Origin of the sequence: Pseudomonas sp. RIT-562 (assembly GCF_026241895.1) — a bacterium.
Classification (GTDB): Bacteria; Pseudomonadota; Gammaproteobacteria; order Pseudomonadales; family Pseudomonadaceae; genus Aquipseudomonas; species Aquipseudomonas mandelii_F.
The window spans coordinates 1-26,325 of sequence record NZ_JAPJIV010000030.1 but is presented as its reverse complement, the minus strand read 5'-3'; the positions used below and the strand labels follow the sequence as shown (position 1 = coordinate 26,325).

At 60.6% G+C, this 26,325-nt stretch carries 23 protein-coding genes and 1 pseudogene; 11 read left to right on the top strand and 13 right to left on the bottom strand.

The features are described from left to right. Both ORL50_RS26530 and ORL50_RS26525 read left to right on the top strand, forming a co-directional pair. Window positions 1-741, top strand: coding sequence for a response regulator (locus ORL50_RS26530; RefSeq protein ID WP_266019438.1), 741 nt, complete (start codon window positions 1-3; stop codon window positions 739-741). Continuing rightward, on the top strand, window positions 738-2,042 hold the full coding sequence (locus ORL50_RS26525) for an ATP-binding protein (RefSeq protein WP_266019436.1): 1,305 nt from the start codon (window positions 738-740) through the stop codon (window positions 2,040-2,042). Before ORL50_RS26530 ends, ORL50_RS26525 begins: the two co-directional genes overlap by 4 nt. Window positions 2,043-2,315: 273 nt before the next feature. Here ORL50_RS26525 and ORL50_RS26520 read toward each other — a convergent pair whose 3' ends face one another. Next, the gene (locus tag ORL50_RS26520; RefSeq protein WP_266019434.1) at window positions 2,316-2,996 is read right to left on the bottom strand and encodes a GNAT family N-acetyltransferase; all 681 of its coding nucleotides are present in this window, start codon (window positions 2,994-2,996) and stop codon (window positions 2,316-2,318) included. A 194-nt stretch (window positions 2,997-3,190) separates the two neighbouring features. Here ORL50_RS26520 and paoA point away from each other — a divergent pair, with 194 nt between their 5' ends. The 3 genes from paoA to paoC are packed head-to-tail and all read left to right on the top strand — an operon-like array spanning window position 3,191 to window position 6,980. Beyond that, complete coding sequence (gene paoA, locus ORL50_RS26515) at window positions 3,191-3,832, top strand: aldehyde dehydrogenase iron-sulfur subunit PaoA (RefSeq protein WP_266019432.1); 642 nt, start codon at window positions 3,191-3,193, stop codon at window positions 3,830-3,832. Beyond that, window positions 3,829-4,785: an FAD binding domain-containing protein gene (locus ORL50_RS26510; RefSeq protein ID WP_266019430.1), complete on the top strand. Its 957-nt coding sequence runs from the start codon at window positions 3,829-3,831 to the stop codon at window positions 4,783-4,785. The genes paoA and ORL50_RS26510 overlap by 4 nt, the downstream gene beginning before the upstream one ends. Beyond that, window positions 4,782-6,980: an aldehyde oxidoreductase molybdenum-binding subunit PaoC gene (gene paoC, locus ORL50_RS26505; protein WP_266019428.1), complete on the top strand. Its 2,199-nt coding sequence runs from the start codon at window positions 4,782-4,784 to the stop codon at window positions 6,978-6,980. The genes ORL50_RS26510 and paoC overlap by 4 nt, the downstream gene beginning before the upstream one ends. Before the next feature lie 90 nt (window positions 6,981-7,070). Here the strand turns inward: paoC and ORL50_RS26500 are convergent, their stop codons facing one another. After that, window positions 7,071-7,544 (bottom strand): (R)-mandelonitrile lyase, encoded by a 474-nt coding sequence (locus tag ORL50_RS26500; protein WP_266019426.1) that lies wholly within the window; start codon window positions 7,542-7,544, stop codon window positions 7,071-7,073. Between the two features lie 103 nt (window positions 7,545-7,647). On the opposite strand from ORL50_RS26500, the gene ORL50_RS26495 reads away from it, so the two are divergent. Further along, window positions 7,648-8,541 (top strand): LysR family transcriptional regulator, encoded by an 894-nt coding sequence (locus ORL50_RS26495; RefSeq protein WP_266019425.1) that lies wholly within the window; start codon window positions 7,648-7,650, stop codon window positions 8,539-8,541. Window positions 8,542-8,582: 41 nt separating this feature from the next. Here ORL50_RS26495 and ORL50_RS26490 read toward each other — a convergent pair whose 3' ends face one another. The 3 genes from ORL50_RS26490 to ORL50_RS26480 form a co-directional block, all read right to left on the bottom strand. Then, window positions 8,583-9,146, bottom strand: a complete 564-nt coding sequence (locus tag ORL50_RS26490; RefSeq protein ID WP_266019424.1) for a YceI family protein — start codon at window positions 9,144-9,146, stop codon at window positions 8,583-8,585. Between the two features lie 356 nt (window positions 9,147-9,502). Next, a complete protein-coding gene (locus ORL50_RS26485) occupies window positions 9,503-10,849 on the bottom strand; it encodes an MATE family efflux transporter (RefSeq protein WP_266019422.1) in 1,347 nt (448 codons plus the stop codon). Between the two features lie 109 nt (window positions 10,850-10,958). Further along, complete coding sequence (locus tag ORL50_RS26480; protein ID WP_266019420.1) at window positions 10,959-11,555, bottom strand: histidine phosphatase family protein; 597 nt, start codon at window positions 11,553-11,555, stop codon at window positions 10,959-10,961. A 175-nt stretch (window positions 11,556-11,730) separates the two neighbouring features. On the opposite strand from ORL50_RS26480, the gene ORL50_RS26475 reads away from it, so the two are divergent. Next, the gene (locus ORL50_RS26475; protein WP_266019418.1) at window positions 11,731-12,132 is read left to right on the top strand and encodes a hypothetical protein; all 402 of its coding nucleotides are present in this window, start codon (window positions 11,731-11,733) and stop codon (window positions 12,130-12,132) included. 163 nt (window positions 12,133-12,295) lie between these two features. Here ORL50_RS26475 and ORL50_RS26470 read toward each other — a convergent pair whose 3' ends face one another. Continuing rightward, window positions 12,296-12,763, bottom strand: a complete 468-nt coding sequence (locus ORL50_RS26470; protein ID WP_266019416.1) for an Lrp/AsnC family transcriptional regulator — start codon at window positions 12,761-12,763, stop codon at window positions 12,296-12,298. Window positions 12,764-13,018: 255 nt separating this feature from the next. Between ORL50_RS26470 and ORL50_RS26465 the strand changes: the two genes are divergently transcribed. The 3 genes and pseudogenes from ORL50_RS26465 to ORL50_RS26455 form a co-directional block, all read left to right on the top strand. Continuing rightward, window positions 13,019-13,636, top strand: a complete 618-nt coding sequence (locus ORL50_RS26465; protein WP_266019414.1) for a LysE family translocator — start codon at window positions 13,019-13,021, stop codon at window positions 13,634-13,636. Window positions 13,637-13,787: 151 nt separating this feature from the next. Then, a complete protein-coding gene (locus ORL50_RS26460; protein WP_266019412.1) occupies window positions 13,788-14,360 on the top strand; it encodes a chorismate mutase in 573 nt (190 codons plus the stop codon). Window positions 14,361-14,482: 122 nt separating this feature from the next. Beyond that, window positions 14,483-14,803, top strand: a pseudogene (locus ORL50_RS26455) (phage infection protein); the annotation flags it as partial. Window positions 14,804-15,972: 1,169 nt separating this feature from the next. Here ORL50_RS26455 and ORL50_RS26450 read toward each other — a convergent pair. Beyond that, window positions 15,973-16,353 (bottom strand): c-type cytochrome, encoded by a 381-nt coding sequence (locus ORL50_RS26450; RefSeq protein WP_266019408.1) that lies wholly within the window; start codon window positions 16,351-16,353, stop codon window positions 15,973-15,975. Between the two features lie 59 nt (window positions 16,354-16,412). After that, on the bottom strand, window positions 16,413-17,219 hold the full coding sequence (locus tag ORL50_RS26445; protein ID WP_266019406.1) for a class I SAM-dependent methyltransferase: 807 nt from the start codon (window positions 17,217-17,219) through the stop codon (window positions 16,413-16,415). A 183-nt stretch (window positions 17,220-17,402) separates the two neighbouring features. Here ORL50_RS26445 and ORL50_RS26440 point away from each other — a divergent pair, with 183 nt between their 5' ends. Beyond that, complete coding sequence (locus ORL50_RS26440; protein ID WP_266019404.1) at window positions 17,403-17,780, top strand: hypothetical protein; 378 nt, start codon at window positions 17,403-17,405, stop codon at window positions 17,778-17,780. Window positions 17,781-17,785: 5 nt separating this feature from the next. On the opposite strand, the gene ORL50_RS26435 is transcribed toward ORL50_RS26440, so the two are convergent. From ORL50_RS26435 to ORL50_RS26415, 5 genes are all read right to left on the bottom strand, one after another. Beyond that, window positions 17,786-19,213 (bottom strand): sigma-54-dependent transcriptional regulator, encoded by a 1,428-nt coding sequence (locus tag ORL50_RS26435; protein ID WP_266019402.1) that lies wholly within the window; start codon window positions 19,211-19,213, stop codon window positions 17,786-17,788. Then, window positions 19,182-20,672, bottom strand: a complete 1,491-nt coding sequence (locus ORL50_RS26430; RefSeq protein ID WP_266019400.1) for a sensor histidine kinase — start codon at window positions 20,670-20,672, stop codon at window positions 19,182-19,184. The genes ORL50_RS26435 and ORL50_RS26430 overlap by 32 nt, the downstream gene beginning before the upstream one ends. Window positions 20,673-20,830: 158 nt before the next feature. Next, window positions 20,831-21,859 (bottom strand): SCO family protein, encoded by a 1,029-nt coding sequence (locus tag ORL50_RS26425; protein WP_266019399.1) that lies wholly within the window; start codon window positions 21,857-21,859, stop codon window positions 20,831-20,833. Then, entirely contained in the window at window positions 21,856-24,663 is a 2,808-nt protein-coding gene (locus ORL50_RS26420; RefSeq protein ID WP_266019398.1) for a multicopper oxidase domain-containing protein, read from the bottom strand. Before ORL50_RS26420 ends, ORL50_RS26425 begins: the two co-directional genes overlap by 4 nt. A 185-nt stretch (window positions 24,664-24,848) precedes the next feature. Beyond that, the gene (locus tag ORL50_RS26415; RefSeq protein ID WP_266019396.1) at window positions 24,849-26,297 is read right to left on the bottom strand and encodes a sensor histidine kinase; all 1,449 of its coding nucleotides are present in this window, start codon (window positions 26,295-26,297) and stop codon (window positions 24,849-24,851) included. Window positions 26,298-26,325 lie beyond the last annotated feature (28 nt).

Here is a 26,325-nt window from a genome sequence, read left to right as displayed (position 1 = left end):
ATGGAACACGTTGATCACATTCTCATCGTCGACGATGACCGCGAGATTCGCGAACTGGTCGGCAATTACCTGAAAAAAAACGGACTGCGCACCACGGTGGTCGCCGACGGCCGACAAATGCGCGCATTCCTCGAAACCACTCCCGTGGACCTGATCGTGCTGGACATCATGATGCCGGGCGACGATGGCCTGCTGCTGTGCCGCGAGCTGCGCGCCGGCAAACACAAGGCCACTCCGGTATTGATGCTCACCGCCCGCAGCGACGAAACCGACCGCATCATTGGCCTGGAGATGGGCGCCGACGATTACCTGGTCAAACCCTTCGCCGCCCGCGAACTGCTCGCCCGCATCAGCGCGGTGTTGCGCCGCACGCGAATGCTCCCGCCTAATCTCATAGTCACCGAAAGCGGGCGCCTGCTGGCCTTCGGACGCTGGCGCCTGGACACCTCGGCCAGGCACCTGCTGGATGAAGATGGCACCATGGTCGCGCTCAGTGGCGCCGAATACCGCTTGCTGCGCGTGTTCCTCGACCATCCCCAGCGGGTGCTCACCCGCGACCAGTTACTGAACCTCACCCAGGGCCGCGACGCCGACCTGTTCGATCGCTCCATCGATCTGCTGGTGAGCCGTTTGCGCCAGCGCCTGCTGGATGATGCGCGGGAGCCGGCGTACATCAAGACCGTGCGCAGCGAGGGTTATGTGTTCTCCCTCGCGGTTGAAATCATCGGGGCGCCCTCGTGAGTTTGTCACTGCGCTGGCCCCGCACCCTCGCCTCGCGGCTGTCGCTGATCTTCCTGGTCGGGCTGATCCTGGCGCAGGCGCTGTCCTTCGGCGTGCAGTACTACGAGCGTTATGAAAGCGCGAAAAACACCATGCTCGGCAATCTGGAAACCGACGTGTCGACCTCGATCGCCATCCTCGACCGCCTGCCTGCGGATGAACGCGCAAGCTGGCTGCAACAGCTGAACAGGCCCAACTACGGTTATCTGCTCGGCCAAGGGTCGCCTGGGGTGGCCTTGACCGATTCGCCAATGGCTATGACCTCGATCAAGGCGGCCATCGGCAAAGACTATCCGATGACCTATACCGACATTCCGGGGGACCGAAAGCATTTCCAGGTGCACTTGAAATTGACCGATGGCAGCCCGCTGACCATCGACGTCCGACCGGCAATGGCGCCGTTGTCGCCGTGGTTACCGGCGGTTCTGCTGGGGCAATTGGCATTGTTGATCCTGTGCACCTGGCTGGCCGTGAGGATCGCCATCCGCCCCCTCACCCGCCTTGCCGAAGCGGTGGAAACCCTCGACCCGAACGCTCGCCCGGTGCATCTGGACGAAAAAGGCCCCACCGAAGTCGCCCATGCGGCCAAGGCGTTCAACGCGATGCAGGCGCGAATTGCGGCGTACCTGAAAGAGCGCATGCAGCTACTGGCCGCCATTTCCCATGACCTGCAAACCCCGATCACCCGGATGAAGCTGCGCGCCGAATTCATGGACGACTCCAGCGAGAAGGACAAACTGTGCAACGACCTGGGCGAGATCGAGCACCTGGTGCGCGAGGGCGTTGCCTATGCGCGCAGCGTGCATGGCGCCACCGAGGAAGTGTGCCGGACCAATCTCGACTCATTCCTCGACAGCCTGGTGTTTGACTATCAGGACATGGGCAAGGAGGTGTCCCTCGAAGGCAAGAGCCACTCGGTGATCACCACCCGGCCCCACGCATTGCGTCGGGTGCTGGTCAATCTGACCGACAACGCCCTCAAGTTCGCCGGCGCTGCGCAGTTGCAGGTGCAATCACCGACGGATGGCACCTTATCGATCAAAGTGCTGGACCGTGGCCCGGGCATCGCCGAGGAGGAGCTGGCCCAAGTGCTCGAGCCCTTCTATCGAGTAGAAAACTCGCGCAACCGCAGCACCGGCGGCACCGGCCTGGGCCTGGCAATCGCCCAACAGCTGGCGCAGGCACTGGGCGGTTCACTGACCTTGAGTAACCGCGAAGGCGGCGGCCTGTGCGCGGAGTTGAGGTTGCCAACAGCCCTGTAGCATCCTGCGTCTGACGCCACCCTTGTAGCAGCTGGCGAAGCCTGCGTTCGGTTCGGGCCGCGATCGGACGAAGCAGTCGTAAACCCTGCTGGTGAGGCCTTCCTGATAAACCGCATATACCGGATTTACCAGTTGACTCAGTTGTGGGAGCAAAGCTTGCTCGCGATGGCGGCATAACATTTAACATTGATATTGGATGGACAGGCGTCATCGCGAGCGAGCTTTGCTCCCACAGGTTTCGCCAGCTGCTACCAGGTCATGCGTTATCCCCGTTTAGACGACACGCCCACGCACGAATTCGTGGGCCTTGTGCGTCAGCTGATCCAGATGTCGGTCGCGCTGCTTTTCGGCATCGATCATCGCCCGCTTACCGTGCTTTTGCAGCAGGTAAGTATGAATCTGCCGCACCTCCAGCGAGCTGTAGATCGGCGCTACGTCCAGCAAGCCCATGAGCCCGTCGCTGCTGTGATCCCGGGTGTTCATCAGCACCTGGGTGCCGCGCACGCCTACCACCTGGAAGCCCATGGATTCGAACCACGGCACCTTGGCCACCGCGCACGTCAGTTCGGCGTGGGGATAGCGCCCCACCATCTCACGCAACATCCGCCGGGCGATCCCTTGCCGCCGATGATTGGCCTGCACTGCCATGTACGCCACGCCACACGCGTCCGGGTCGTCCTGGATGGGCAGGTACAGCAGGAAACCCACGACTTGCTCCGGGTCATCGTCATCGGTGGCGACCAGCAACTCCACGGCAACGCCCTGGGTGCCGTTCAACGCCTGCAGATACAGATGCACTTCATAGCCGATCGCGTACTGATAAACGTTGTACAGCAGGTTGCTCGGCGGGATCGCAATCATGCTGATGTCGGTGAGGTTGTCGACCACCAGCTGCAGGATCTGACTGGTCAGATGCTCCGGGCATGGTGTTTTGAAATGGCTGATCTGGGGCATGTGCGGCTCTGGGTCTGGGTGGCGCTTGAAGGTGCTCATCATAACGCGGTGCGGGGAAGTCAGGTGGGCAGCCGCGAATTCATGAGCTGCGCGCATAACTCTATGCCCGATATACGCAAAAACATTCTGCCACTATGGGGGTCAGTCTTTCAGACGATCATCGGCCAAGCCGAACCATGACAGGAATCGAACCAATGGACGACCGTGACCCGCTTTCGATATCCAGACGAAAATTCCTGATTGTCGGCGCCGTCTCGGCCACGGCATTGGCATTGCCGCCCTTTATCTGTGCCCAGGCCAGCGCGGCCAATGCGGCGCGACCGATCAAGGCCACGGTGGCGCTGACGGTGAACGGCCAGTTGCGCAACCTGGATCTCGATACCCGTACCACCTTGCTCGATACCTTGCGCGAACACCTGCTGCTGACCGGCACCAAGAAAGGTTGCGACCACGGTCAGTGCGGTGCGTGCACGGTGCTTGCCGATGGCCGGCGGGTCAATTCGTGCCTGACCCTGGCGGTGATGCACGAAGGGTCGAACATCACCACCATCGAAGGCCTCGGTACCCCCGACCAATTGCACCCGATGCAGGCCGCTTTCATCAAGCATGACGGCTACCAGTGCGGCTACTGCACTCCCGGGCAGATCTGTTCGGCGGTGGCGGTGCTCGGGGAAATCCGCGACGGCATTCCCAGCCACGTCAGCGCCAGCCTGACTGACAAGCCCCAACTGATCGCCAGTGAATTCCAGGAGCGCATGAGCGGCAACATCTGCCGCTGCGGCGCGTACTCCAACATCATCGAAGCCATCACTGAAGTGGCGGAGGCCAGCGCATGAGGCCCTTTACCTATCTTCGCGCCAAGTCCCCCGCCGAGGCCGCCGCACTGGCCGCCCAGGTTGACGGCTCAAGGTTCATTGCCGGCGGCACCAACCTGCTGGACCTGATGAAACTCGACATCGAGGTCCCGACCCACCTGATCGACGTCAACGGCCTGGCCCTGGACCGCATTGAAGCCACGTCCGACGGCGGCCTGAGGATCGGCGCGCTGGTGCGCAATACCGACCTCGCCGCCGATTCCCGGGTCCGGCAGGACTATGGCCTGCTGTCCCGCGCTCTACTGGCCGGGGCCTCCGGACAGTTGCGCAACATGGCGACCACTGCAGGCAACCTGCTGCAACGCACACGCTGTCCGTATTTCTACGACACTCATCAGGCCTGCAATAAACGCCAGCCTGGTAGCGGTTGTGCGGCCATTGGCGGGTTCAGTCGCCCGCTCGGCATCCTCGGCGTCAGCGCAGCCTGTATCGCCACGCACCCCAGCGACATGGCAGTGGCAATGCGCGCCCTTGATGCGCAGGTGGAAACGGTGCGGCCCGACGGCAGCACGCGAGTGATTCCGATGGCGGATTTTCATCGCCTGCCGGGCAATACACCCAACATCGAAACCGCCCTCGCCGCCCATGAACTCATCACCGCCGTGACACTGCCGGCGCCCCTGGGCGGAACGCACATTTACCAGAAGGTACGTGACCGTGCCTCCTATGCCTTCGCCCTGGTTTCGGTGGCCGCGGTGATTCAGGCCGACGGTTCCGGACGAGTTGCCCTGGGTGGTGTTGCGCACAAACCCTGGCGAGTCGAAGCAGCCGAGGCGGCGATGAGCCAAGGCGCCAAAGCCGTCAGCGCACAACTGCTCGCCGGTGCCACCCCTACCCATGACAACGCGTTCAAACTGACACTGGTGGAGCGCACGCTTGCCTCGGTGATGGCGCAAGCGAGGGCCCAAGCATGAAATTCGATACCCCCGCGACAACCAATCCCATCGACCAGATGAAAGTGGTCGGCAAGCCCACCACCCGGATCGAAGGTCCCCTGAAGACCACCGGCCTTGCACCTTACGCCTACGAACACCATACCGCCGTGCCCAACCAGGCCTACGGGGTGGCCGTCGGCGCGGGCATTGCCAAGGGTCGCATTGCCTCGATGGACCTCGCCGATGCCCAGGCCGCGCCCGGGGTAATCGCCATCGTGACGGCGGAAAATGCCGGCAAGCTCGGCCTCGGCAAATACAACACCGCCAAGCTGCTCGGCGGGCCGCAGATTCAGCATTATCACCAGGCGATTGCCCTGGTCGTTGCGGAAACCTTCGAACAGGCTCGCGCCGCTGCCGAGCGAGTCAAGGTGCAATACGTGAGCGCCGAGGGCGCTTTCGATCTCGCCAGCACCCGCGAGTCCGGGGTCGAGGCCAAGGACCAGATGGCCGACGTCAGCCACGGCGACTTCGCCGCAGCCTTTGCCGCTGCGCCGGTACAGCTGGACCAGACCTACACCACCCCGGACCAGGCCCACGCCATGATGGAACCCTTTGCCTCGATGGCTTCCTGGCAGGGCGATCAGCTGACCCTGTGGACTTCCAACCAGATGATCGACTGGTCCGTCACCGACCTGGCCACCACCCTCGGCATCCCGAAGGACAAGGTGCGACTGATATCGCCCTACATTGGTGGCGGCTTCGGCGGCAAACTGTTCATTCGCTGCGACGCGGTGCTCGCGGCATTGGGCGCGCGCCTGTCCGGCAGGCCGGTCAAAGTCGCGCTGGCACGGCCGATGATGTTCAACAACTCCACGCACCGCCCGGCGACCATCCAGCGCATTCGTATTGGCGCCACCGCCGACGGCAAGATCACCGCCATGGGCCACGAAGGCTGGTCCGGCGACTTGCCCGGCGGCAAGGTCGAACGCGCCGCGCAGCCGAGCAAATTGCTCTATGCCGGGGAAAACCGTTTGGTGACCATGCGCCTGTCGAACCTGGACCTGCCCGAAGGCAATGCCATGCGAGCCCCTGGGGAAACGCCCGGGCTGATGGCCCTGGAAATTGCCATGGACGAGATGGCCGAGCAGCTCAAGCTCGACCCGGTGGAGTTTCGCGTGCGCAACGACACCCAGGTCGATCCGACCAATCCCAAGCGCCCCTATTCGACCCGCCAGTTGATCGAATGCCTGCGCACCGGTGCGGCAAAGTTCGGCTGGAGCAAGCGTCATGCGCAACCCGGCACTCAACGCGAGGGGCGCTGGCTGATCGGCATGGGCGTGAGGGTCGCGTTTCGCAATAATGCCCTGGTGAAATCCGGGGCGCGAGTGCGCCTGAATGATCAGGGGATCGTCACGGTGGAAACCGACATGACCGACATCGGCACCGGCAGTTACACGATCATTGGCCAGACGGCCGCAGAAATGATGGGCGTGCCGCTGGACAAAGTGGTGGTACGCCTGGGCGATTCGAGCTTTCCGGTGTCGGCCGGTTCAGGCGGCCAGTTCGGCGCCAACTGCTCCACCGCGGGGGTCTACGCGGCGTGCGTGAAACTGCGCGAAGCGGTCGCCCAGCGCCTGGACATGAACCCCGATGAAGCGGTGTTTGCCGATGGCCAGGTACGCTTTGCCGGCAACAGCGTGCCACTGGGCAGCGCTGCACAAGCCAGTGAAATCGTCGCCGAGGATTCGATCGAGTTTGCCGAGCTGAGCAAGCAGTACCAGCAATCGACCTTCGGTGCGCACTTCGTCGAGGTCGCGGTGGACAGCGCCACGGGGGAAACTCGCGTGCGGCGCATGCTGGCGGTGTGCGCCGCAGGACGCATCCTCAATCCGACTTCAGCGCGTAGCCAGGTCATCGGCGCGATGACCATGGGGGTCGGCGCGGCGTTGATGGAAGAGTTGGCGGTAGACAAGCGAGTGGGGTTCTTCGTCAACCACGACCTGGCCGGCTACGAGGTGCCGGTACACGCCGACATCCCGCATCAGGAGGTAATTTTCCTTGATGAAATGGACCCGATGTCCTCGCCCATGAAAGCCAAGGGCGTCGGTGAACTGGGGCTGTGCGGGGTCAGTGCGGCGGTGGCGAATGCGATCTACAACGCGACGGGTGCCAGGGTCCGCGACTACCCCATCACCCTGGACAAGATCATCGACCAGTTGCCGCCAATGATCTGATGGCCCATGCCTGGGTAGGAGCCCGACTTGCCGGCGATGCGGTCTTCAGGGCGGTACATGGTTCAAGACCGATCGCCAGCAAGCAGGCTCCTACAACTGCGGATATTCCTCTTCCCCAACCTGCTCCATCCACTCCACTACCTGGCCGTCCTGCACCTCGGCAATGGCAATGTGCGACATGGCCGTTTTCGCCGTGGCCCCATGCCAATGCTTCACATGCGGGGGGATCCACACCGTGTCGCCGGGTTTGATCGATTGCGCCGGCTTGCCTGCTTCCTGGACCCAGCCACTGCCGGCAGTGACGATCAACGTCTGTCCCAGCGGATGAGTGTGCCAGGCCGTGCGCGCACCGGGTTCGAAGGTCACGGTGGCGCCACTGACGGCCGCCGGTGCGGTGCCCTTAAACGGCGCATCGACGCGCACGGTGCCGGTGAAGTAGTCGGCCGGACCTTTGGCCGAGGGTTGGGAACCGTTGGGAGTGACGGTCAGCATCGGAGCCTCCTGTGCCTGGGACTCAAAGGCCATCAGTGAGAGCGAGAGCGCGGTAGCTGCAAGGTGCTTCATGGCTGTCCTCGATAAGTTGATTGAAATCCGGACCAATTTACCGTCTACGCGTTGCAATGATTAGCCGCTAGAATCAGGTTAGACCTATGAAGGGGACTCATGAATGTTGCGGGAAAATGCCAATGACCTGCTCGCCTTCCTGGCCGTGGCCAGGGAGCGCAGCTTTACCAAGGCGGCCGGCAAACTGGGAGTGTCCCAATCGGCGCTGAGCCACACCATTCGCGGCCTGGAAGCGCGCCTGGGGTTGCGCCTGCTGACACGCACGACCCGCAGCGTATCGCCGACCGAGGCCGGCCAGCGCCTGCTGGAGACGGTCGGCCCGCACTTCGAAGAGATCGAAATCGAACTGGCGGCGCTCAGTGACCTGCGCGACACGCCTGCGGGTAATATCCGCATCAACGCCATGGACCATGCGCTGGACTACATTCTCTGGCCGGTGCTCAAGCCCTTCCTGGCAAAGTACCCGGACATCTCGGTGGAAGTCTGTTGCGACTATGGCTTCGTCGACATCGCCGCCCAAGGCTTTGATGCCGGCGTGCGCCTGGGTGAGGATGTCGCCCAGGGCATGATCGCTACCCGCATCGGGCCGGACATGCGCATGGCAGTGGTGGGCTCGCCCAGCTATTTTGCCCATCGGCAAATTCCGCAGACCCCACGCGATCTCACCGACCACCCCTGCAACAACCTGCGGCTACCCACCAATGGCGGGCTGTATACCTGGGAATTCAAGAAGGGCCAGGATACCCTCAACGTGCGGGTGTCGGGCCAGGTTACGTTCAACGGCGTGTATCAACTGTTGGATGCCGCGCTGGATGGATTCGGCCTCAGCTACATCCCCGAAGACCTGGTCGCGCCGCACGTTGCAGCCGGGCGACTGGTGCACGTGCTGGAGGACTGGAGCCCCTGGTTTGCCGGGTTCCACCTGTATTACCCGAGCAGACGCCAGGCTTCGCCGGCGTTTGCGTTGCTGCTGGAGGCGTTGCGGTACCGACCCTGAAGCCTTGGCAGGCCTTTTGATCGCGCATTGCCATCCACTCCTTAACGCTCAGGGGCCACGATCCGAAACTTGATTTTAATATCCTTGGACACCACGGAGTCCGCCCACTCCCTTGCGCCGATCCCGAAGAGATCGCGGTCGAGAATGAACTCGCCATTGAACAGACCAATGCCACTCTGCGGGTTTAACTCGACCTGGACCTGCACTTGCCGGGTCATGCCGCGGATCGTGAGGTCGCCGTCCACGGCATACCGGTTTTCGCCGACGTCCTTGACCCGGGTCGATTCGAACACGCCTTGAGGAAATTGCGGGGTGTTGAACCAGGCGGGTTTCTGCAGTTCGAGGTTGGCGTCACTGCTGCCGGCGTCGATGCTGGCCATGTCGATGACCAGCCGGGTATGGGCCGCCGTCGGGTTAGCGGTGTCGAACTCGAGGGTCGCTTCGAACCGGCTGAACGTGCCGTAAACCTCGGAGCCCATCTGCTTGAAGGTAAAACTGATGGCGCTCGCCGTGGGGTTTACTCGGGTGTACTCGGTGGCCTGGGCCCACGCCCCCATGATGACAGTCACCGCCAAGGCGATGGAACACGGGAATCGGAGGCGCATGGGATGCTCCGGGAAAGGGCGAGTGCGGTAGATGGACTAAAGCAAAGAAACCCGCGTTGTTCCACTGTCGCAGAAGCCTGGCTTGCCAGCGATGGCGCCCGCGAAATCGCCATCGCCGGCAAGCCAGGCTCCTACGGATTTGCGTCGAGCGGTTATTCCGCGAACACCCTGCCCCCTGTAGGAGCTGGCTTGCCAGCGATGGCGCCCGCGAAATCGCCATCGCCGGCAAGCCAGGCTCCTACGGATTTGTGTCGAGCGGTTATTCCGCGAACACCCTGCCCCCTGTAGGAGCCTGGCTTGCCAGCGATGGCGGCCTGAAGTTCACCTCAGCAAGTCGCCGAGCGCTTCATGTATTTCTAAACCAGCCGCTCGATACGGCGGTGCAGCCAGACGAACTTGTAGTACGCCATCTGCAACGCCAGCATTCCCAGATACGCCACCGGAAACGCCATCCACACCCCTTGCAGACCAAACTGCCCATCCAGCCCATACGCCACGGGCAACTGCACCAGCAGCACGCAGACGATCGAGATTGCCATCGGCACCAGCACCGTGCCGCTGGCGCGCATGATGCCGCCGATGATTGCCTGGAAACCGAAGATCAACAGACTCCAGAGCATGATGTGCAGCAAGTGTTCGGCCATCGCCCGGGTCGAGTCGTCGGTGAGAAACAACCCCAGCAACCAGTGCGACAACAGATAGCCCAACAGGACCAGGCCACCGGTCAGGCACACGTTGATCCAGAGCCCGGTGCGCAGGATCGGCCCCATGCGCTCCAGACGCCCGGCCCCGATCGCCTGGGCGCCGAGAATCGAGGCGGTGATGGCAATCGACAGCGCCGGAAACTGCACGTAATTGACGATCTGCGTCACCGCGCCATACGCCGCCGTCGCCTGGGAACCGTGCTGGTTCACCAGCGCCAGGATCACCAGCTCCGACAACGACAGCACCACCATCTGCAAACCCGTCGGCAAGCCAATGCGCAACACTTTGCCCAGGATCACCCGGTCCAGCCGCATCGCCCTGAACATCTCCCGGTCCGGCGCCAGCGGGTGCCCCCTGGCGATCAATCGCCACGCCAGCCACCCCATCGCCGTCAGGTTACCCGCCAGCCCGGCGTACGCGGCGCTCTGAATCCCCATCGGCGGCAAACCCAGCCAGCCACGAATCAACGCCGGCGTCAGTGCCAGGCCGATACAGGTCGATACCAGCAACGCCATCAGCGGCGACATCGTATCGCTGACCCCGCGCAGCAACTGGGTAAACAGCACATACACCAGCAACGACGGCATGATCCACATCATCACGTGGGCATAGGCAACCGCGTCGTCCAGCACGTCAGCCGGCGTCCCCAGTCCCTGCAACGCCGACCGGGCGAATACACTGCCAAGCACGGCGGCAGTCAGGCCGATCATCGCCCCCAGCAACAACGTCGTGCCGGCGATGGCCTTGACCATGTGCGGCTCCCGCGCGCCCCACGCTTGGCCGATCAGCACGCCGGCCCCGGCGCCGAGGCCGATCACCAGCGCAATGAAAAAGAACACGATCGGGAACATCCCGGAGACCGCAGCGAGGGCCTGGGTGCCGAGCATCTGACCGATGTAGATACTGTTGATGGTGCCCGACATGGACTGCAGGAAATTGGACAGGACCATGGGCGCGAGGAACAGCAGGTAGGTTTTCCAGAGAGGCTGGGTTGACATGAAGGGGAGGTCCGTCTCGACTGCGCAGGGTGAGTGCGCAAGGATAGCCCCAGGGCCGGGGGCAATGGAATCAAAGGTGCAGGAACGGCGCGAAATGTAAATCGCGCAGCTAGGTCTGCAGCGACGTGCGCAGATGCTCAAGGGTGCACGATGGAGTCCTGAAGTTTTCCAGCGCCAGCACTTTACCGTTCGCGAGCTGCCAGTCGAAGAAGTCGCTGAAGTCCGATTTCTCCAGCGCGCGGATGACCTTGGCGACAAACCCATGGGCAACCAGGACCACGGTTTGCGAGGGATAGGCGGTGGCCAACTCGATCAAGCCTTCTCGCACCCGGCTCACCACCTCGGCAACCGACTCACCGCCCGTTGGTGCGCTGTGCCACTGACGAGTGATGTTCTGCGACCACAGCTGCGGGAAGCGCTCTCGTGCTTCAGTCTGGGTCAGCCCTTCGAAAACTCCGACATTGCGTTCTGCGAAGCAGTCCATGGTCAGTAGCGGCAGGTTCAAGTGTGCGTTGAGAATCTGCGCCGTCTGTTGCGCTCTCAAGCGCGGGGACACGATGATTGCGTCAATGGTGACGGGAAGTCGACTGACCAGCTCCTGCGCTTGGGCCCTGCCCTTTTCGGTGAGTTGCGGGTCGAGTGAACCGACGTAACGTCGCTCGAGGTTGGGGGCCGTTTCTCCGTGGCGTATGACGTGCAGGTGCATGAAGTCCATCTCTTGGGGGAATAGGTATGGGAAAGCCAGATCAGGCTGTTTCGAATCCTATGTTTAGTCCATCGCTGGCGTCGATAGTTACCATCAACCCAATGAAGTTCTCATAAAAATCCTGGGGCGTAACATCGCATCCATACCAACCAATAACACCCCGGAGCACACCATAATGAAACGCCAAATCCTTCTCAGCATCGCATTCTCGGTTTTTGCAGTTAACGCTTTTGCCGCTACGTCCGTTCAGCCTGTCGTCGCTGAAGGTGGTTCGGATCGCCTGATTGAAAGTCGTGTGGCTGAAGGTGGGTCGGATCGTCTGCTGGAACGCCTTGTTGCTGAGGGTGGTTCTGATCGTCTGCTGGAACGCCGTGTTGCTGAAGGTGGTTCTGATCGTCTGCTGGAACGCCGTGTGGCTGAGGGTGGTTCTGACCGTCTGCTGGAACGCCGTGTTGCTGAAGGTGGTTCTGATCGTCTGCTGGAACGCCGTGTGGCTGAGGGTGGTTCCGATCGTCTGCTGGAACGCCGTGTTGCTGAAGGTGGTTCTGATCGCCTGATCCAGAACCGCACCGTATGAGTGGACGTCTTCCTTGCGGCGCCCGACAAAGAACCGGCTTAATCAGCCGGTTTTTTTACGCCTGAATTTTTTCGAAATCAGCTACATAAAATGGCAAGTTGACGTTAAAAATTCAATACAGCAATCGACGTCAATCCAAGACGATGCCAGTAGGGATTCTTGTCTACTTCGAAACCTTTAGAGGAGGAAGTTTCCTCTCGACCATTTTTATTATTGATGTATTGGTATCGGCAAACTTTATAATTCTATGCAACACCTCATCTAAATGGCTAACCGAGCGTAGATACAGATGACATACGAACCCGTCATCTCCCGTGACTTTGAAACAGGCAATATTTTCGGGCATCTCCCTTAATAGTTTTTCTACCTCCAGCAGCTTTCCAGGAAAAGGTTTCACACGGACCATCGACTGTAGAGGAAATCCAAGCGCCTCTGCGTCCAGGTCGACACTGAAGCCGGCAATCACACCTGCATTCTCCAGACGTTTTAGCCGCTCGGTGCATCCGGGAGCAGACAAACCAATTTCACGACTGAGCGCGCGAAGCGACGCCCGGGCGTTGGAATGAAGCGCGCAGATCAAAGCGCGGTCAATTGAATCGAATTTCTGATCATCGCCTGTAAGCTTTTTCATACGATGCACCTTACAAATTTCGAGTAAAAAAATCTTAAACCTTACATACCACAGCTACGTCAAAAAAAAAAAAAATGGATTTTTCCAACTGGGGCAATTATGTTTTTCCTCGACAAACTTTTCGCGCATTTTAAATAACAAGTAAGAGCCTTCGCTTAGGAACCGGGGAATCCACTCAACAGGGCAAACCACCGGACAATTAATTTCTGCCATTAACACGAAACACCACTAACATACCACTGACAGGAAGTTGCAATGATCGAGATAACGGAGACAATCTACCATTCAACGCTGACTTTCATCATTGCTGCAATTGTACTACTGGCCACGCCTGGTCCAGCCACACTCGCCCTAGCTGCCAGTGGCGCCGCATACGGGATAAAAAAATCTTTAAAGTTTTACTTCGGAGTAATTTTTGGCTTGATACTTGCCATATTTTGCGTCGCTAGCGGGCTATACGTCATCGTTAGAAATTTTAGCTTCCTGGGCAATATACTCATGACGATCTCCGCACTATATATTTTATATCTGGCCTACTGCATCGCCATGGCTGCACCCATAAAAGATGAAAAGTTTGTGCTATCACCTGGTTTCGGCTTGGGCCTTACAATAGGCATTACAAACGTTAAAGCATATATCGCATTTGCCGCCCTCCTCGGCAGTTTTACGCTGGGGTTAACCCAGCAATGGGAGCAAGCTACAAAAGCGATGATCTGTATCATTATTTGCATCACGTCAGATTTTTTATGGCTCTTCGCAGGAAGCAAGCTTCGCACCCTATTCGTCAATCCTGTTTGCAGTCGAATACTGAATGTTAGCTTCGCCACTTTAATGGTCGCAACGATCGCTTGGTCGCTCGCACAAGTCGAATAAAGAACGTCTCTGGATCAATGCACACCAAAAGCCCGCCCTCAGCAAGGCGGGCTTTTTTGTAGGCAAACCCGATCAGCCGCTTACCCCCTCTGGTGTACCTGTGTTACATAACCAATAAGTAGTAAACACTGTGCCCATGAGGTTTTTCCCAATGCGCTTCTGCCCGTCACTACCCAAGCTGTTATCCGTCGCCATGCTCGGTCTGTTCATATGTGAAGCGCAGGCGGCTGCGTCCTCCCCGGCGCCCGACAGTTTACAACCGCTGCTGGTGACGATGAATGAACGGTTGAACATTGCCGATCAGGTGGCGCTGAGCAAATGGGACACGCGCCAACCGACGCAGGATACTGCCCGTGAGACGCAGGTAATTGCCAACGCCAGGAAGCAGGCGCTCGAGCGCAAGCTCGACCCGGATGAGGTGGCCGAGTTGATCGCCGCGCAGATTGAGGCCAGCAAGTTGGTGCAATACGGGCTGCTCGCCCATTGGCAGGCGGCTGGCAAGGCACCTGATAGACCACGGCCGGACCTTTCCACGCAGGTGAGGCCGCGCCTGGATCAACTGCAGGTCCGGCTGTTGAACGAGTACAGCGCGTTCGCGCGTTATCGTACAGACCCGAACTGCCCGGCGTGGCTGGCGACTGCCCGGTCTCGCCTGATCAAGGATACCCTGCATGGCCAGGCGTTGATTCGGGCGACGGGTGATCTGTGCATCACCGCCCAGTGATGGGTGATGGGCATCCATTGCTGGCGTCGATAGTCACCATCAACTCAATGAAGTTCTCATAAAAAATCCACGGCGTAACATCTGCTCCATACCAACCAATAAACACCCCGGAGCACACCACCATGAAACGCCAAGTCCTTCTCAGCATCGCATTCTCGGTTCTTGCAGTTAACGCTTTTGCCGCCACTTCCGCTCAGCCCGTCGTCGCTGAAGGTGGGTCGGATCGCCTGATAGAAAGTCGTGTGGCTGAAGGTGGTTCTGATCGGTTGCTGGAACGTCGTGTTGCGGAAGGGGGTTCTGATCGGTTGCTGGAACGTCGTGTTGCGGAAGGCGGTTCTGATCGGTTGCTGGAACGTCGTGTTGCGGAAGGCGGTTCTGATCGGTTGCTGGAACGTCGTGTTGCGGAAGGCGGTTCTGATCGTCTGATCGAAAGCCGCAACGCATGAATGCATGCTTTAACGAGAAATCTTCGACGAAAAGCCCGGTCTCAACAGCCGGGTTTTTTTATGCCTGTTGTTTATTGGTTGTCAGGAACATCGCAAATACAGCGCGTTGAGTTAGCAGTGGAGTTGGGCCACGACACCCATCCGTAGGAGCCCGGCTTGCCGGCGATGGCGATTTCAAGGACGCCATCGCTGGCAAGCCAGACCCCTACATGGGCCTAGGGTGTATGCGGGATTGGGCTTGGCGCGGATCCGTAGGAGCCCGGCTTGCCGGCGATGGCGATTTCGAGGACGTCATCGCTGGCAAGCCAGTCTCCTACAAGGGCCTAGGGTGTATGCGGGATTTGGGCTTGGCGCGGATCCGTAGGAGCCCGGCTTGCCGGCGATGGCGATTTTGCGGGCGTCATCGCTGGCAAGCCAGTCTCCTACCAGGGCCTATGGTGTATGCGGGATTTGGGCTTGGCGCGGATCCGTAGGAGCCCGGCTTGCCGGCGATGGCGATTTCGAAAACGCCATCGCTGGCAAGCCAGTCTCCTACAAGGGCCTAGCGTGTATGCGGGATTTGGGCTTGGCGCGGATCCGTAGGCGCCCGGCTTGCCGGCGATGGCGATTTTGCGGACGCCATCGCTGGCAAGCCAGTCTCCTACAAGGGCCTAGGGTGTATGCGGGATTTGGGCTTGGCGCGGATCCGTAGGAGCCCGGCTTGCCGGCGATGGCGATTTCAAGGACGTCATCGCTGGCAAGCCAGTCTCCTACAAGGGCCTAGGGTGTATGCGGGATTTGGGCTTGGCGCGGATCCGTAGGAGCCCGGCTTGCCGGCGATGGCGATTTTGCGGGCGTCATCGCTGGCAAGCCAGTCTCCTACAAGGGCCTATGGTGTATGCGGGATTGGGCTTGGCGCGGATCCGTAGGAGCCCGGCTTGCCGGCGATGGCGATTTTGCGGACGTCATCGCTGGCAAGCCAGACTCCTACAAGGGCCGAGGGTGTATGCGGGATTTGGGCTTGGCGCGGACCCGTAGGAGCCCGGCTTGCCGGCGATGGCGATTTCAAGGACGCCATCGCTGGCAAGCCAGTCTCCTACAGGGGCCTAGGGTGTATGCGGGGTTTGGGCTTGGCGCGGATCCGTAGGCGCCCGGCTTGCCGGCGATGGCGATTTCGGGGGATCGGTTCAGATTTTCTGGAATGTCTGCAGGTAAGCCAGCACATCGGCGACTTTCTCCGGGTCGCTGAGGCCCCAGAAGATCATACGGGTTCCGGGCACTACTTTTTTCGGTGCTTCCAGGTACGCGGTAAGCGTTTCGGTGGTCCAGACGATGCCGGCGGATTTCATCGCGTCGGAGTACTGGTAATCCGACGTGCTGCCGGACATCCGCCCGAAGATGTGGTTGAGCTGCGGACCGAACGACGCCCTGGCGGACTCGCCGACCTGATGGCAGCCGCCACAGATGCGTCCGAACAGTTTCTGCCCTGCCTGCGCATCACCGGCGGCATTGGCCGGTGTGGCGAACAGCATCAACAGGGCAACCGTGAGACCGGCGGTGGTGTTCATTTTCACTCCTGATCAACCAGGCACCGTTGAACCTGGCGTCACAGGATACGGGTTCTCAATCAACTTTTCAGCGCCACCCAGGTGAAACACAACGGCAACTGCGCCTCCTGCTGTTCATAGCGGTCGTACAGTTCTTCACGGTTGGAGTGCGGGTACTCCTTGAAATGGCTGATCGCCAAACCTGCATCGAGGGCACCGGTGAAGATGTCGCCCAGGGAATGGACAAACCAGTAGGACGCCGCCGACTGCTGTTCCACTTTGCCTTCATAGACAATCGGCTGGGTTTGCACAAATGGCTCACGGCGAAAGTACGAGCTTTGCAGGCGATAAGGATCATCTGTCTCGGGGTCGAACATCTCCAGGAACGGGTGAGTCTCGTAGATCACCAACGCGCCACCGGGCTTGAGGATGCGGGCCACGTGACGGAAGAACTCGCCGATGTCCGGCATCCAGTTCAATACGCCGATGGTGATCAGCGCCACATCGAACCGGTTGTGCAGCTCGCTGGGCAGGTGATGAATGTCCGCTGCGACGAATTGGGCGTTATGAGGTGAGCGCGCGGCCAGTTCCCGCGCCTGTTCGAGGAACTCGGCGGATTGGTCGATGCCCACTACGCTGCGAGCGCCGAGGGCGAACAGCGAAAGGCTTTCACGGCCGTTGTTGCAGCCGACCTGGACGAAGTCTTTTCCGGCGACGCCGACTTGCTCCAGCACTGTGCGCAAGGTGTCGTCGATGCAGCTGAAATCCGCACGTTCCACCGCTTTGAGCAGCGCCGGCCATTCAGGGTTGTCACGGTGATGACGCGCAGAATCGTTCCAGGCCTCGCGATTGCTGGCGATGGCATTTTCTTTGGTCGGCATTTCCATTGCAGGCTCCAGAGGTCGGGTCTCGATTGACCGGGGAGGAGTTTAGGCGAGGGATTTGGCAAATCCTATTGGGGGATTGTTGGATTGTTGTAAGTGAGTGCTGTTTGCCCGGATGAACGTGTCTGTGCGCAGCAGGGTCTATAGTTAATGACCTTGGGGAAATGCCAAAAACCGGGTGATTCCATGAAAAAAATCATGCTGACGTTCACTGTATGCCTGCTCGCCGTCAACAGCGCCCAGGCCGATGACAGTCCGATGCAGACGCAAACCTACAACAGCGAGTTCAACTACTACGGCGCGGATCAACCCTTCGCCCACCCCTCGCCGCCCTCCATCAGCACCGTACCGCCCGGGTCATACATCTCGCGCTCGCCCCAGGACTTCATCCCGATTGCCAGCCAGCACGAATTTTCCGACTCACGCCTGCCAACCATCGCGGACGCCAGCGTGCGGGTGTTCATTCGCTCCTATGACCCGGAGCGCGGGGTGTACGTCAACGAAGAAGTCAGCGACCCGACGTGCCTCCTGGCCTGCCTGAGCCGCCAGGGCCCGGCGCTGTAGCCTGGCTACCACTGGCGCTTGTCCGGACGCGAGAGGCCGAGCTTTTCGATGCGGTAGCGCAACATGTCGCGGCTCAGGCCCAGCAGGCGTGCAGATTTGGTGACATTCCAGTCGGTCTTGTCGAGCATCTTACGCACCATGTCGCGCTCGACTTCCGGCAGGTTCATCGACTCGGTGCCGTTGTACACCGGGCGCGGCTCGTGGTGTTGCGCCTCCTGGATGATCGGTGGGTCGTCCACCAGGCTCAGGCACACGTTCAATTGATGGGCGGCGATGGTGTCGCTCTGGGCCAGCAGCACGGTCTGCTCAAGCATATTGCGCAGCTCGCGCACGTTGCCCGGCCAGCTGTAGCTGAGCAGCAGTTCTTCGGCCTGGTCGCTGAAATGCAGATGCGGTTTGCCATATCGCTTGCCGTGCGACGCAAGGAAGTGCCGGGCCAGCAGCAGGATATCTTCGCCACGGGCATACAGGCGCGGCACCTTGATCGAAATGATGCGCAGGCGGAAGAACAGGTCGCGGCGGAACTTGCCCTGCTGGACCATCTGTTCGAGGTTGCAGTTGGTGGCGCTGATCACCCGCAGGTCGACCTTGCGTTCCTTCACCGAACCGACCCGGCGGATAGTGCGGTCTTCCAGCAACTTGAGCAGCTTGGCTTGCAGCAGCAGGTCCATCTCCCCCACTTCATCAAGGAACAGGGTGCCGCCGTCGGCTGCTTCGACCAGCCCGACCCGCCGGTCCTTGGCATCGGTGAAGGCGCCTTTTTCGTGGCCGAACAGCTCTGACTCCACCAGGTTCGATGGAATCGAGGCGCAGTTGAACTCAATGAACGGCCCTTTGCTGCGCAGCCCGTCGAAATGCAAGGCACGGGCCACCAGTTCCTTGCCGGTGCCGGTCTCGCCCTCCACCAGCACCGGCGGCAAGTCGGTGTTGGCCATCCGCCGTTCGGCGTCGAGCAGTTGGGCGATGGTGCCCTTGAGGTATTGCATGGGTGCCGATTCGCCGATCAACGCCTGCACCCCGGATTTCTGTGCTTCGCGCTCCTGATAAAACGACAGCGTACGCTCCATGCGATCAGTCGCCAGGGCCTTGTCCAGCAGCAGCTTGAGCTCCGGCAGGGCCACCGGTTTAGTCACGTAGTGAAAGGCGCCCTCTTTCATCGCCACCACGGCATCTTCGACGTTGCCATAGCCGGTCATCATGATCACTTTCAGATCCGGCGCGCTGATGCGCAGCTTCTGAATCAGGTCGTGACCGCTCATGCCCGGCAAGGAGTTGTCGGTCAGTACCACATCAGGCGCGAACGTGCGCAATTGCTCCAGTGCATCTTCAGCCGAGTGGCAGACCGTGACCTCGAAGTCCTTGCGCTCCAGGTAGGTCTGAATATTCTCGGCGAGAAGTTCGTCATCCTCGACCAGCAGTATGCTGTGCTCCATATTCCCCTCCCGTTGCCACTTTGAAGTTGAGACATACGCGGGTTCCTTCCAGCTCCCGACTGGTCAGTTCGACCGAGCCTTCGAAACGCTCCATTATTCTTTTGACCAGGGCCAGGCCCACGCCCAACCCGCCTTGTTTGGTAGTGAAAAACGGCTTGAAGACCATTTGCTGTTGCTGCGCGTTCATGCCTTTGCCGGTGTCGCTCAACGTCAGGCTCAACTGCCCCGGCTGCGACGAATCGAGGTCGATGGTCAGTACGCCGCCTTTGGGCATGGCTTCCAGAGCATTGGCAAACAGGCTATTGAGAATTTGCGTGAGCAGCACCCGTTGGCTGACGACCGGTTCGATCGATCGCGGGGTGAAGCGCACCTCGACGTTCGAGCGCTGGATCAGCGGTTCAAACGCGTTCAGCGTGTCCTCGACGGCGAGCAGCAGATCCACCGCTTCAGAGTCATCATTGGCCGGGCGCAGCGACACCAGCAGCTCGCGGACCCAGCGCGACATTCGATCAACCTGGCTGATGATGTCGCCGATGTTTTTCTGCGCGCTCTGGCTGGCGATGTCCTGGGCCAGTTCGGCGCTGGACCGGATGTTCGCCAGCGGGTTGCGCAAGCTGTGCGCCACCGCCGACGACATTTCACCCAGGGCGACGAAGGTCTCGTTGGCGATCAACAATTTCTGCTGGGCCTGCAGCAGCCTGGCGGCGCGCCGCACGATCCAGAACAAGCCCAGGTAGATGGCCGCGCCGCCCAGGGCAGTCGCCAGCCAGATGGCCTTGAACCCGCGCTGGATACGTGCCACCAGGTCTACCGGCTCCTTGTAGATTTCCACCATGGCAATGACTTTGCTGCGGTCGGCGTTGAACATCGGGATGTAGTTCTCGATGAACAGGTAATCCGGCTCGCGCAGCAAGCGCTGTTCGGGTCGCTCGTCATCGACCTCGTGATAGCTGGTGGACACCGCTTCCTTCATCTTGAAGGACTCGTCGAGCTCATCGTCGTCGGCGATGTGCACGCCGATCAATTCGGGGTTGGTCGACCACACCACCGTGCGATCCGGCGCGTAGACGTTGGCCAGCAGTATGTCCGGCAGGTGCTCCACGTGATCGAGAAATTCAGTGCGGGCCGAGGCGCGGGTCTCGGGGCTGACATCCGTATAAGCGTGGTCATCCCGCGGGTCGAGCATCTCGCCCATGGTCCGGCGCGGATTGATCGAGGCATGGCGGATTTCAGCCTCGCCGATGGCCTGGATGAACTGTGCGGTCAGCATGGAATCACGCTCGATGCTCTCCTCGACCACAAACCGCGTGGAGATATAGCCCAGGCCCAAGGCGACGGCGGCAATGATGACGAAGCTGCCCACGGAAAACCAACGCAGCAGATTGAACTGACCGGGCCAGCCTTCATGCACTGCGGCCAGTGCTGGCACAGATACTTTTTGTTGTTCTGGTTTGTGCATGAGCCTATCCCGGTTCGTAGGAGCCCGGCTTGCCGGCGATGGCGAACTGTTTGACGCCATTTTCTGCAAGCCATGCAAGTCGTGTTCCCACCGTCGCGTTGCAGATCAGTGTAGGTGGCATTCATCACCACCGACGGTCCAATGATAGTAAATAGCCGCTATTGTGTTTGCGCCGCCAGCGTCTGCTGGCGATCGGTCTCTTCGCGCAGAAACTCGATGATCGCCTGCGCCGAGTTTTCATCCAGGCGCAGGTTGGGCATCGGGATTTTTTCAAAGCGTTCGAACAGCGCCGTCGCAATCGGATCGCGCTCGGCCAGCATCCGGTCCGGCTCGCGAATCCAGCGACTGAGCCAGGCCGGATCGCGGCGGCCGGTCACACCGACCAGGTCCGGGCCGATGCTGCGCATGCCAATGCCCTGGCCATCCTGCGGACCTAGGCTGTGACACGAGGCACAACGGGTGCGAAACAATTCTTCACCGCTGCTCGGCGGGCGAATCTGCGGCGCGTCGGCATAACTTTGCTCAATGCTCGGCTGCTTCCAGTTCTGCAGGGTGTTGGCCAGTTGATCGGCGAGGATCCACGGGTTTTCAAAGGGCGAGGCTTTCATCCAGCGCCCGGTGTCCTGATTGCCGACGATCAGGCTCAGGTTGTGGTCCTTGTTGCGACCGTTGTCGACGCCTTCGATGAACAGCCCGAGCTTGTGTCGCAACTCGGTCACATCAGCGAAATCACCAGTGAGAAACTGCCAGCCCGGCCCGACCTTGAAGCGTCGCGCGTAGGCCTTGAGCACTGCGGGCGTATCGCTCAGCGGATCGATGCTGATCGAGTAGAAAAAAATGTCCTTGCCGACCCGATCCCCCAGCAAGTTTTGTACCTGGCGCAAGCGCGCGGTTTCCAGCGGACAGGAATCGCTGCAGGAGGTGAAGATGAAGTTGATCACCACCACCTTGCCCTTGATCAGGTCATCGAAGAAATGCACCTGCCGACCGTCCTGATCGGTCAGCAAGGTGTTGGGGAAATAGTCGGCGCCCCAGGGCGTCCCCGAGCCATCCGCCGCTGGCGCCACCTCGTGCGCAACCAGCAAGCGGCTAGCCAGCAGACAGGCTACCAACATCAGCACCAGGTGCATGCCCAGGGCGCGGGAGCGCGGCGTGTGCAGTGGCTGGTCGGCTCCCGGGCGGTTCATTTTTTCACCGTCACTTGCGGGCCGAAGCCATCGCCGGTGCGGAAGGTTGGCAGTGCGGCAGAGTTGACGTAGCGCACCCCGTCCCAGCTCGGCAAAGGCGTCGGCATCAGCTGCAATTGCCCGGGTTTTTCCAGGTCCCAGCGCAGTAGCATGGAGTTGTCTTCGTGCTGGGTGTTGTGACAGTGCTCCATGTAGGTTCCGCCGAATTCACGGAAGTTGATCGCGAATTCCACGCTGTCCAGGCCATCGTTTTCCGAGCCGATGCGGTAAACGTCCTTGCGTGCCCATTTTTCCCATTCCGGTGGCGCCTTGCCGCCGCGACTGAGGATGATCCCTTCCTCGAAGTGCACGTGCACCGGGTGGCTCCAGCCCTTGCCACCGGCCTTGATGTTCCACACTTCCAGGGTGCCGAAACCACTGACTCCAGCGTCGGTAGGTCCGGTTTTCAGCTGGATCGAGGTGTTCAGGCGCCGCGGGTCCATGTGGAAGCCGAAGCCACCGTCGGTCTTGACCGTCCAGGGCGCGGCGTCGGTGCCGTCCGAGCGACCGTAGGTGAAGGTGCGGTGACGAGCCTGGGACAGCAGCACCTTGTCGGCGGCGTTGTCGCGATGGATCTTCAGCGGGATCATCACCATGCCTTCCGCCTTGCCCGGTTTGGCCGGCTCATAGGCGGCGGGGTCCATCGCCAGGTCCTGGCCGGTGTAAGCCTTGACGTTGAGCTGCAGGAGTTTGCCCACGCCCGGGTCACCCTTGTCCCACTGCGGGCCTTTGCTCGATTGCTTGATCACCGCCAGGTATTTTTCCGACAGCACATCGCCCAGCGGGATCGGTTCTTTCGGGCCCTTGCCGTCGTCGTGGGCCAGCAAGTTGACCACGAACAGTTTGTCCCCCGGCTTGATCCCGTTTTTTGCGAAGTTGACGATGATATCGAAGCGCTCGGCAATGCCCTGGGTCGGCAGGATCGCGTTGTGATTCTGTTTATCACCGTCGGCATCCAGGTCCATGCTGCCGTCGAACGGCACGCTGTGCTCCATGATATTGCCGTCGTTGGCAATCATGTGGAACGGCACCCGGCTATAGGACACCCCGGAGTTTTTCGGGCCCGGAAACTCGCCGCTGCTGCCCTTGATTTCGCGGACGATGGCCAGCTTGAAGTAACGTGAAACCGAGCCGTTGAGGATGCGCAGGCGATAACTGCGGGCACGCACGTCGAGGGTCGGTTTCCACTGCCAGTTGACCAGTATCTGGTCGCCGAGGAAGCCGTCGGTGTTGAACGGGTTGAACCACAACTGGCCGCTTTGATCCCAGGCCTTGTCGGCAATCACCAGGTTGACGTCATAGTCGCGATTGCCCCACGGCAAGGCGCTGCCGCTGGGGAAACGCAGGTTGACGCCATCGTTGACCGACTCGTTGCCGCGGTCCAGGGCGCTGTAGTAGTTCATCATCGCCGCGTTGCCCTTGTAGACGTTCTGCGCGGTGAAATCGAGCATGTGATCATGAAACCAGTGGGTGCTCATGGTCTCGCGCCAGTCGCCACGGATCTTGATCGTGCCGTGGTCGCAGGTTTTGCGGCTGGGCGTCAGGTCGTTGGTCCACAGGGTCTCGCCCGGCGCGCAGGGGAATGCCGCGCGCGGATCCTGGGCGTCGGTGTTGATGCTGTCGTAGCCGGCCAGCTGGATTGGCCAGCGATAGTCGTAGTACTGGCCGGGGAAGAAAAACGCGTTGGCATAGCCGTCGCTTTCCGCAGGCGCGTGGCCGTTGTGCTCGTGGGTGCTGATGGTGTGCAGGCCAAAGCCCATGTTGGCTGCCGGGTCGATCGGCAAGCCGTTGTAATGGCGCATCAGCACCGGCTGGCCGTAGCGCACCATCAACAATTTTGGCGGTAAGGTGCCGTCGAAGGTCCACACCGAATTATGGTTTTGCACCGGCATGTTCGGGTGAAAGCGCGCGTCGACGCCTTTGGCGGTGCCGTCGGTGGCCGGCACCCCGGCGACGTTGTGGTAGAGGCCGCCGGGGCCGAATTCGCCCAGCGCATAACCATGCATCTGCCGGCTGTCACGCAGCCCGCCGTTAACCCGGGCGCCGGTCTGCACGGTCTTGTAGGCCAGCTGCGGGTAGAACTCGTTCCAGCGCTGATGCGACCAGCCTTTTCCCGGCGGACGCCCTTCTGCGGATGAGCCGATGTGCCGGTTGAGGAAGAACTCGATCTGCGCCTGCCAGGGGTTGCGGTCCACCACGTTGGCGAACTGACCGGGGAACGGCGTCAGCCCCGGTTGCCGCAGGAACGCGTCGAGGGCTGCGCTGGGGGGTGCACTGCGCGCCGCATTGGTCGGGTCCTGTTGCGGCGCCGGGCCGATGGCCACGGGTGGAAATGGCAGGGGCGCGGCCGGGGTCGTCGGGTCGAGTTTTTCCGGGCCGAACTCTTCGAACAGTACCAGTTGCTGGGTAAACGGCTGCGCACCGAACAATGGGCTCGGCTTGCCATTGGTGGGGTAGTTGAAACTGGTCTGCACCGCCGGCGGCAGGATATTTTCCTGACGCGGCGTGTCGCGGCTGCCCTTGACGCCATCGGGCAAGTCGAAGGAGTCCTCGTTGGCCTCGGGCATGCTGAGAATCGCGTTGAGCGCGCCCGCCTTGTCCTCGGGCTCATCGTAATATGCCGAAGGGTCCGAGGGCTCGGGCTGTCGCTCGTCGTCGATCGGGCTGGCACGCAAGGTGGAAGCACCCAGCGTCATCAGGAGGATGCCAAGGGGCGTGAACCATTTGTTGATTCGTTTGCAGGGGTACGTCGATTTCCTGTCCATCACCAGCCGCCTCACAGTCAGAAGGGGTACTGGTGGAAGTGCAAGGAGCTCGCCAAATTTGTAACCAAGTTTTACAAAGATATCGATGGCATTAAATACAATGGCTTAACAACATCAATGTGCCATACCCCTGGCCGGCGGACTGGGGAATGCCACCCGCTAACGGGGGGAAATCATCCCCAAGTTCAGGGAATCAGCTTGAATGACAGGCGCACACAAGTGCCCTCGCCCTCGCGGCTTTCCAGTTTCACCGAGCCGCCAAAGCGCTCCATGATCCGCTTGACCAACACCAGCCCGACGCCCAGCCCACCCTGCTTGGTGGTGAAAAACGGGCGGAAGGCCATGGTGCGCTGTTCGGCATTCATGCCCTTGCCGTTGTCGCTGATCACCACGCTGACACTGCGCACATCGATCGGCTCCAGCCGTATGGTCAAGGTGCCGCCCTTGTCCATGGCCTCCAGGGCATTGGATACCAGGCTGTTGAGGATCTGGTTCAGTTGCACCTGCTGGCTGCGCACCATGGGCGTCTGGGTGGGCTCGAACACAACAGTGATTTGCCCCTTGGCGATCTGCTGTTCGAAGGCCATCAGGCTGTCGTGCAACGCCGCTACCAGGTTCACCGGCTCGGCTTCTTCGCTCAGCGGACGCAGGGATTGCAGCAACTCGCGCACCCACTTCGACATGCGATCGACCTGGCCGATGATGTCGTTGATGTTCTTGTGTGCTGCGCCCGTGTCGAATTCCAGCGCCAGCTCGGCGCTGGAGCGAATGGTCGCCAGGGGATTGCGCAGACTATGGGCGACGGCCGAGGACATCTCGCCCAGGGCGACAAACGTTTCATTGGTGATCAGTTGCTTCTGCTGAGTCGCCAGCAAATTCGCTGCACGCCGCACGATCCAATACAGCCCGAGGTAAATCAGCCCGCCGCCCAAGGCTGTGGCCAGCCAGATCAGCACCAGGCCACGCTCCATGCGATCGATCAGGTCCTTGGGTTCCTTGTAGATCTCGACCATCGCCGTGACCTTGTCGCCGTCGGCATCGAACAGCGGGATGTAGTTCTCGATGAAGATGTATTCCGGCGGGGTGACGAACTTCTGCTCCATGCGGTTCTTGTCGACGTCGTGATAACTGGCGGACACCGGGATCCGCGAACTGAACGCCTGGTCGAGGTCTTCGTCGGCATGAATGGTGGTGCCCATCAGGGACGGGTTGGTCGACCAGATTACCGTGCGGTCAGGGGCGTAGATGTTGGCCAGGATCACGTCCGGCAGGTGCTCGATATGGTCGAGGAATTCGCCGCGGGCGCTGGCCCGAGCCAGGGGGTCGACGTCGGGGAAATTGCGGTCCTGGCGCGGGTCGAGCAGCTCGCCCATGGTCCGTACATGCGGGATGGAGACGTGGCGCACTTCGGCCGACGCAATCGCCTGGATGAACTGTGAAGTCAGCAAGGCATCACGCTGAATGCTTTCGGTGATGACAAAACGAGTCGACACCGCGCCCAGAGCGATTGCCACCGTACCGATCACCGCCATGCTGATCAGCGAAAACCAGCGCAGCAGATTGAACGGCTGCTTGCGCGAGCCAACGCGGGCATCGCCTTGGTGGGACGCGAGTGTTTGAGTCGACCTGGCCATGGATAGTGTTCCGGACGGATTCCCCTAT

Bases quoted from the DNA above. Each gene is read 5' to 3' on its own strand.
- ORL50_RS26435 (WP_266019402.1), bottom strand. From the start codon at position 19,213: ATGGAGCACAGCATACTGCTGGTCGAGGATGACGAACTTCTCGCCGAG.
- ORL50_RS26500 (WP_266019426.1), bottom strand. From the start codon at position 7,544: ATGAAGCACCTTGCAGCTACCGCGCTCTCGCTCTCACTGATGGCCTTT.
- ORL50_RS26440 (WP_266019404.1), top strand. From the start codon at position 17,403: ATGAAAAAAATCATGCTGACGTTCACTGTATGCCTGCTCGCCGTCAAC.
- ORL50_RS26490 (WP_266019424.1), bottom strand. From the start codon at position 9,146: ATGCGCCTCCGATTCCCGTGTTCCATCGCCTTGGCGGTGACTGTCATC.
- ORL50_RS26430 (WP_266019400.1), bottom strand. From the start codon at position 20,672: ATGCACAAACCAGAACAACAAAAAGTATCTGTGCCAGCACTGGCCGCA.
- ORL50_RS26445 (WP_266019406.1), bottom strand. From the start codon at position 17,219: ATGGAAATGCCGACCAAAGAAAATGCCATCGCCAGCAATCGCGAGGCC.
- ORL50_RS26470 (WP_266019416.1), bottom strand. From the start codon at position 12,763: ATGAAAAAGCTTACAGGCGATGATCAGAAATTCGATTCAATTGACCGC.
- ORL50_RS26460 (WP_266019412.1), top strand. From the start codon at position 13,788: ATGCGCTTCTGCCCGTCACTACCCAAGCTGTTATCCGTCGCCATGCTC.
- ORL50_RS26420 (WP_266019398.1), bottom strand. From the start codon at position 24,663: ATGGACAGGAAATCGACGTACCCCTGCAAACGAATCAACAAATGGTTC.
- ORL50_RS26480 (WP_266019420.1), bottom strand. From the start codon at position 11,555: ATGCACCTGCACGTCATACGCCACGGAGAAACGGCCCCCAACCTCGAG.
- paoC (WP_266019428.1), top strand. From the start codon at position 4,782: ATGAAATTCGATACCCCCGCGACAACCAATCCCATCGACCAGATGAAA.
- ORL50_RS26495 (WP_266019425.1), top strand. From the start codon at position 7,648: ATGTTGCGGGAAAATGCCAATGACCTGCTCGCCTTCCTGGCCGTGGCC.
- ORL50_RS26485 (WP_266019422.1), bottom strand. From the start codon at position 10,849: ATGTCAACCCAGCCTCTCTGGAAAACCTACCTGCTGTTCCTCGCGCCC.
- ORL50_RS26520 (WP_266019434.1), bottom strand. From the start codon at position 2,996: ATGCCCCAGATCAGCCATTTCAAAACACCATGCCCGGAGCATCTGACC.
- paoA (WP_266019432.1), top strand. From the start codon at position 3,191: ATGGACGACCGTGACCCGCTTTCGATATCCAGACGAAAATTCCTGATT.
- ORL50_RS26425 (WP_266019399.1), bottom strand. From the start codon at position 21,859: ATGAACCGCCCGGGAGCCGACCAGCCACTGCACACGCCGCGCTCCCGC.
- ORL50_RS26530 (WP_266019438.1), top strand. From the start codon at position 1: ATGGAACACGTTGATCACATTCTCATCGTCGACGATGACCGCGAGATT.
- ORL50_RS26415 (WP_266019396.1), bottom strand. From the start codon at position 26,297: ATGGCCAGGTCGACTCAAACACTCGCGTCCCACCAAGGCGATGCCCGC.
- ORL50_RS26475 (WP_266019418.1), top strand. From the start codon at position 11,731: ATGAAACGCCAAATCCTTCTCAGCATCGCATTCTCGGTTTTTGCAGTT.
- ORL50_RS26465 (WP_266019414.1), top strand. From the start codon at position 13,019: ATGATCGAGATAACGGAGACAATCTACCATTCAACGCTGACTTTCATC.
- ORL50_RS26450 (WP_266019408.1), bottom strand. From the start codon at position 16,353: ATGAACACCACCGCCGGTCTCACGGTTGCCCTGTTGATGCTGTTCGCC.
- ORL50_RS26510 (WP_266019430.1), top strand. From the start codon at position 3,829: ATGAGGCCCTTTACCTATCTTCGCGCCAAGTCCCCCGCCGAGGCCGCC.